Source organism: Methanomassiliicoccales archaeon (genome assembly GCA_026394375.1).
In the GTDB taxonomy this organism is placed as follows: domain Archaea; phylum Thermoplasmatota; class Thermoplasmata; order Methanomassiliicoccales; family UBA472; genus JAJRAL01.
On sequence record JAPKYJ010000030.1, the window covers coordinates 1 to 6,908 of the forward strand.

4 protein-coding genes are annotated in these 6,908 nt (G+C 57.8%); 2 read left to right on the plus strand and 2 right to left on the minus strand.

Translation table 11 applies throughout. The annotated features are described in order from the left end of the window. Positions 1 to 540: TATA-box-binding protein (locus NT137_08940; GenBank protein ID MCX6653457.1), on the minus strand; the 540-nt coding region annotated here is incomplete at its 3' end. A 354-nt stretch (positions 541 to 894) separates the two neighbouring features. Between NT137_08940 and NT137_08945 the strand changes: the two genes are divergently transcribed. Both NT137_08945 and NT137_08950 read left to right on the plus strand, forming a co-directional pair. Beyond that, positions 895 to 1,647 carry a helix-turn-helix domain-containing protein gene (locus NT137_08945; GenBank protein ID MCX6653458.1) on the plus strand — a complete coding sequence of 251 codons (753 nt, stop codon included), beginning with the start codon at positions 895 to 897 and terminating at the stop codon, positions 1,645 to 1,647. A gap of 481 nt (positions 1,648 to 2,128) precedes the next feature. Further along, a complete protein-coding gene (locus tag NT137_08950) occupies positions 2,129 to 3,139 on the plus strand; it encodes an MtaA/CmuA family methyltransferase (GenBank protein MCX6653459.1) in 1,011 nt (336 codons plus the stop codon). Between the two features lie 77 nt (positions 3,140 to 3,216). Here the strand turns inward: NT137_08950 and NT137_08955 are convergent, their stop codons facing one another. Then, positions 3,217 to 6,636 (minus strand): PAS domain S-box protein, encoded by a 3,420-nt coding sequence (locus NT137_08955; GenBank protein MCX6653460.1) that lies wholly within the window; start codon positions 6,634 to 6,636, stop codon positions 3,217 to 3,219. Positions 6,637 to 6,908: the final 272 nt, after the last annotated feature.

Genomic DNA, 6,908 nt, shown 5'->3' on the forward strand with positions numbered 1-6,908 from the left:
CTCGACATCCTGCGGCTTTCGCGCACCAGTGCAGACCAGCTTGCCTGAACCAAAGAGCAATAGCACGACCTTCGGTACGTCCAGGCGATACACGAGCCCGGGGAACTGCTCCGGTTCGTACTCCACCCTCTCCAAACCCAATGTTATGGCGATGGCGTTGAGGTTGATGCTCTGGCCCAGATCGGACGAGGCGACGATGTTCTGTACCTCGATCTTCGGTTCGATCTTAATGTGAATACCGGCCTTCTCGAGCTGCTTGGTGACCTTTTCAATGGCCGTCTTCACTTGTTCCAGACTCTTCGCGCCGGTGCATACGACCTTTCCGCTGTGGAACAGGAGAGTGGCAGTCTTCGGCTCTTTCAAGCGGTAGATCAGGCCGGGGAACCGCTCCGGTTCGTATTCAGATCCCTCCAGAGAGATGGCTATGGTCGGGAGGTCAAGCTCAGTGCCCAAAGAAGTGGAAGCCACCACGTTCTCGATTTTGTATTTCGAAATAGGAACCCTCCTGATGGGCTTATTTTCATACCCATATATAAGCAAGGCTTTGACGCTAAACCCCAGTAATCCTTCCTATGAGTAATAAGAATGAAACGACTGGCTAACCATCATATCCGATGAAATAAGTAATTTGGCGTCAGAGCCATTTCTATTTCCTCCAGTTCGACCGTCATCGATTCAGAAGGATCTTCGTTCGATATGTGGGCTGGATCCCAACCCGCGCTTGCCATCAGATTGATGATTTGAAACACAACCTCGTGGCGAAGCATCCTAATGAAAGCCAAGGGTACCGTGAGGGCAGCGTGAACATGACCAAGCGGATATTAGCGGTACATTTTCTTGACCAAAAAGGTTCTTTCGCAAACCTTTTAGCCTAACGCTTCCGTTAGACCAAGCATGCCTGTGGAACCGCAGGAGCTGAAGCGAGAGATGGCGGAGATCAAGGCCAAGCTAACGGCGATACAGACGACTTTGAATCGAACCTCCGGTGTCTCGAGCCAATCGGATATGGTCATGTTCTCCCCCCGCCCCCGCGGTGATCTGCTCGAGGTCATGGTCTCGCAGGTCATGGACGACGTCGAGGAAGGATTGTCGAGGAACATGGTCAAGCGATGCGGATTGATCGAGCCCTGCCGGGCGACGTTCACCGCGTTCCTCCAGAAGAACGCCTCCCTCTTGGAACGCGACACCGTCAGAGAGGAGATCATCATCACCAACCAGAGCGAGCTGGACCGGCTGAGGGACACCTCCCCCTACGATAAATGCGAGAAGTGCTTCAATGAGGTCTCCCGTCTCTTCGGAAAGCAGGTGCGCCTTATGCGTTCCCTGAGGATCTACGGCAGCATCAGCGAAAAGAAGCAGGAGATCGCCGAGCTCCGCGAGGACGAGTTCGTGACCGGGGTGCTGGAGCCGATATCTTCCAAGCACAGGCTGCAGATACTCAAGGCGGTCTCGCAAGATGTTCGCACCTTCTCCTCCCTTGCCGTGGCCACGGGCATAAGGGGGGGCAACTTGCTATTCCATATCCAAAGGCTACTAGAGGCAGGGATGATGGTGCAGCGCCGTGACCGAGGCGACTACATCATCACGGAGAAAGGGTTCACGGTCCTCAAGGGCCTGAGCGACGTCTACCAGTTGACCAAGGCCTGAGGGAGCATACCCCGGTCGAACCCATCCTAGGGTCGAAGAGGTCATCGTACCGCAAGATCACGACGTCGGGAATGCCGTCGGCGCGGTGTGCAGCCTGGTCTCCAAGAGCGTGGAGAGACAGACGCATAACAGGGATTTGAAGTACCTCGTGTACATCCGTAATCCATAATATAGAGGACCGCTCGATGCGGACCGATCAAAGGTGGCTTTGTGCGAGGCGAAGGAGCGCGCCGCCCGTTATCTGATGAAGCGGGTCGATTTGGCGGGCGGGACGGGTATCGAGGTCAAGGTCGAGGTGGAGATGAAGAAATGCCGGACCGGGTTGCGGACGGTGCGCGAGATTTCGAATTATGTCGGGGTCCAGGCTAGAGTTTCTGGTAAGCCAACGATTGTTGAACGAAGGACGAAAGGTTAATGTAACCACATCTCGTTTGCGGGCCAAGAACCATATTATACCGTGTTAAGAAAAGGAGGAAATCGCATGACACATCATACCCCGAGGGAGCGCGTGCTCGCCGCTCTCGAACGAAAGAAATTGGACAGGCCCCCGATTGCATGCTTCACGCAATCCGTGACGGTGGATGCGCAGGAGCATGCAAAGGTCTACTGGCCTGAAGCCCACACCAACGCGCAGCAGATGGCTGATCTGGGAGCCGCCCCGGCCAAGCTGTTCGGATTTGAGGGCGTCAGGTTCCCGTTCTGCCTTACGGTCGAGGCCGAGATCATGGGATGCCGCGTGGAATTGGGTAAGATGGACAGGACACCGATGGTCAAGGCCCAAGCATATGAGATGAACAACATACCCGAGAACCTGCCGGGGGACTTCCTCCAAAGGGGAAGGCTGCCCGTGGTGGTCGAGGCGACCAAGATCGCCAAGGCGAAGTATGGCAAGGAATACCCCATCATCGTTGGTACCACTGGCCCGTTCACAATCGCCGGCCATTTGGTCGGAACTGAGAACCTCCTGCTGGGGATCATCACCGACCCGGACGCCGTGGTGAAGGCCTGCAAGCTCGCCACCAAGGTGGAGAAGGCCTACATCGAGGCGCTTGCCAAGGCCGGTGCGGATGTCATCGTCATGAGCGATCCATCCGCCTCGACGGATATGCTATCCGGCGAGATGTTCGATGAGTTCGCCAAGCCCTACATCAAGGAGTGCTTCCTTGGAGCCGGCAAGGCCAAGACCGTCCTGCACATCTGCGGCGACACCACTATCCTGCTCGAACATATGATCAACACAGGTGTGGACGCCTTGAGCGTTGAGGAGAAGGTCAGTCCGGAGAAGGCAGTCGAGATCGTCAAACACCGCGCGGCACTGATCGGCAACATCGGCGTCGTCCGGCCGTTGCTGCAGGGAACGCCCCAGGACTGCTACAACGAGGCCATCCGCGTGAAGAACGCGGGCTTCGAAGTCGTGGCACCCGGCTGCGGTCTCGCGGCGCGCGTCCCGGCGGCGAACCTCCACGCCATCGTAAAGGCCGTCAAGGGCTGAAGAAACCGAGGAGAGTTCTCCTCATTTCCCTAACTTTTCCTTTCCTTTTGTTCTGGAACGAGCGAGAGCCAGCTTGCTCAGGTGGTCTCCTCGTCCCATTCATGGAAACGGTAGGCGCCATCGGGCACGTGCAGCTCGAAGCGCACCCCCTTGCCCTGCTCCCCGGTCTCAGACACAATGATCTGAGTGACCTTGAGGATGGCTCGGACCAGGAAGAGACCCAGTCCAGTGTTCTTGCCGAAACCGCGGTCGAATATCCGTTCCTTGTCCTCGGGGGCGACGCCCACGCCGTCGTCCTCGTAGAGCAATAGCAGACCGTCCTTCTCCTTGCGGCAGGAGACCCCTATCTTCTTCACCTGTTCTCCATGGCGCATGGTATTGTCGATGAAGTTGTAGAACACCTTCTCCAGCATAGGGTCGGCGAAGATCTCCAGTCCGCTCAGGTCCACGGATACCTCGAGGGTGCCAGTTTCCAGGGTGGATAGGGCTTGGTCCAATAGCTCCTCCACGTTGTGCCATTTAGGTTCGACGGAACCGAGCCTCTGGAAGTCCCTGGTGAACTGGATCTGAGAGCGGATGGTGCGCACCGCCTTCTCGACCTTGTCCATGTACTCCACGTGCTTCTGGTCCTTGAGGGCCGCCCGCACCAGGTCGGAATAACCTCGTATCACCATCAGCTGGTTCAGCACATCGTGACGGGTGATGGAATTGAGCATGTTCAGGCTGGCGTTCGCCTCCTGCAGCGCCTTCTCCACCCGTTTCCTCTCGGTCATGTCCCGGGCGATACCACAGATGCCCAGTATGGTCCCATCCTCCTGCTTGAGGGGCACATTGATAATGCTGAAGATGTGGGTGACGCCGTGGATGGAGCGTATGACCTCCTCCTCCCGCACCTCGCCGGCAAGCACCAGCTGGTCCGTGACCTCGGTCTCCTTGGCCGCCGTCTCGCCGAAAAGGTCCGCTTCCTTCAATCCGACCATCCTCGCTGCCGCCAGGTCCAACAGCTCCGCCATGGCGTCGTTCACCATGCGGTAGGTCAGGTCCCGGTCCTTGACGAAGATGGAGTCCTTGGCGCTGTTGATGATGGCCTTGAGCTCGGATTCGGACTGCATGAGCGCTTCCTCGGCCTTCCTCTTCTCCGAGATGTCGCGGAAGCTCCAGATGCGCCCGGTGACGTTGCCGCCTATGCGGTAAGGTTGAGAGTAACGCTCGAAACAGCGACCGTCCTTGAAGGCGACGGTGTCAAAGGCCACCTCTTCGGGATGGGCATAGAGCCAGCGTACGCGCTCCTCAAACTGCTTGGGGTCCGATAGCTGGTCCCGCACGAATTCCAGCAACCGCTCGTCGTTCCGCGTGTTCATGATGGAATCGGGTATGCACCACATCTTGGCGAAGCGTTCGTTGGAGATCACGCTTCCCCCTCTGCCGTCCACTAGCAGGATGCCATCGGCGGTTGATTCGAAGGTCGCTCGCAGCAAGGAGAGCGAGCGTTGGATCTCGTCCTCGCGGCGCTTGCGCTCGATGGCCTGGGCCACTTGGCTGGAAACGAACTGCAGGATCTCCAGCTCCTCCTCACCGTAACGCAGTCCCTCGTCATAGGACTGCACCGCCATGGCCCCGGTGGTGGTCTTGTCGATCTGCAGGGGCACCCCCAGGAAGGAGACAGGAAGGGCGCCGGTGAACTCTACCTCTTTCCGGTTCCGCATCTCCTCTAGCTCCTTCGACCCGACCAGCAATGGGCGGCCGGAGGAGATCACGTATTCCGTCACTCCTTTTCCCATCATGCGGGGGACGGGGGGCGGGTCGTTCTTGTCTACGAAGTAAGGGAAACTGATCGTCTCCTTCGACTCGTCCCGCAGGGCGATGAAGAAGTTGTCCGCAGGCATAAGCTCGCCCAGGATCGAATGGATGTACTTGTACAGCTCATCGAGGGAGGATGCGGACATCACTGCCTGGGATATCTTGTAGGCTGCCGTTCGCACGCCCTCCGATTTGCGTATCCTCGTGACGTCGACCATCACTCCCAGCAGTCCCGCTGGCTTGCCTTCAACGATCACCGGGGTGGCGTGGAAAGAGATAGGCAAGAAACTCCCATCCTTGCGCAAGAGGATGTACTCGCTGCTGCCCACCTTCCCACTCTTGATGACCTCACTCATCTCCTTCATAGCCCGGTCCCGGTCCTCGGGAGCTAAAAGGTCCAGGCCGTTCAGGCCTTTCAGGAAGTCCTCACGGGTGAAGCCCGTCATCCCATACGCAAATTCATTGACAAAGGTCAGGTTGCCATCGAGGTCGGACTGGAAGACGATGGCTGGAAGGAGGTCGGACATCTGACGGAAGCGCTGTTCGCTCTCTCTGATCGACGTTTCGGCCTTCATGCGATCGGTGACGTCGAAGATCACGCCATCGATGTACAGGGGCTTGCCGTCCGCACCGCGAAGCGGTCTGCCCCTCTCGACGAAGAAGCGGACGTCTCCTGCTTTCGATCGAAGCCGATACTCGACCTCGAATGGCCGATCTAGGCGCACCGCATCCTTGACCGCCTTCGTGACCGCAGGGCGGTCCTCATCGAGGATGTGGGGTTCGATGGAATATACCTCGCCTTGCTTCAGCTCCTCGGCGCTGTAGCCAGTCAGCGGCAGGAGCATGTCGTTGAAGAAGGTCATTCGGCTGTTCTCCCGCAGCCAGCATCGGTACACTAATCCGGGCAGATTCTCTGCCAGCGTTTTATAGGAATCCACTACCTCCCGCAGCCTCTGCTCCACCTGCTTACTATCAGTGATGTCTCGGGCGAAAGCGAAGTTGTACTTGCGTCCGTTGACCTCCATGAAGTTCGCGGTGATCTCCACGGGGAAGGTCCGGCCATCCTTGCGCTTGTGCTGCGAATCGAAGGTGAACTTGCCTTTGCCCTCCAGATCGTGCCAGTGCTTCTTCCAGGCCTCTTTGGAGAATCCCAGATCAATATCCCAGACGTGTTTTCCGAAAAGCTCATGCTCCGAGTAGCCAAGGGATTGGCACGCCTCTTTGTTCACGCGCAGGAATGCACCGCTCTGCTCGATCCAGAAGGTGGCGACCGCGGCATTCTCCACTGAGAATTGGGCCAGGGCGAGAGCCTCGTTCTGACGATGTCGGTCCACCGATTGGCGGACCTTGTGGGCCAGCTCCGCGAACTGCGCTTTGGCATCGCCCCCTTTCTGCAAATAGAAATCCGCCCCGCAATTGAGCGCCTGGATGACCACCTCCTCCCGACCTTTGCCGGTGAAGAGGATGAAGGGGATGTCGCCGAAGCGGCTGCGAACGTAGGTCAGGAAGCGGATGCCATCCATTCCAGGCATTTGGTAGTCGGAGACGATGGCGTCGTACTGATGCTTCTTCATCATCTCGATCGCTTCCAGGGGGGAGGGCGCCGCATCGACCACTATGTCCCCGCCCAGTTCCAGGAATGCCCTGGTCATCTCGATGAACGATTGCTCGTCATCGACACATAGCACTGAAATCATCTGGATTGTTCCTACCTTGCGCCTGGATGACTGCAGGCCCATCGTACGTGGCGTGTCTTAAACGTTTTCCCCTGAACGGCAAAAGTATGTATCTATCTCTAGCCGAGGCGCAAGGCCGAGAGGTCATCAGTAGGTCCCATATCTGATGGTCGCCTCCTTCATCCGTCGGATGTTGTCCAGCGGCGTCTTGTAGGGAAGCTCGCAGCCCGGGGCGAGGATGAATCCCGGAGCGTCGCCCCATAGCCCGATGACCCTTCTCACCTCCGCCTCCA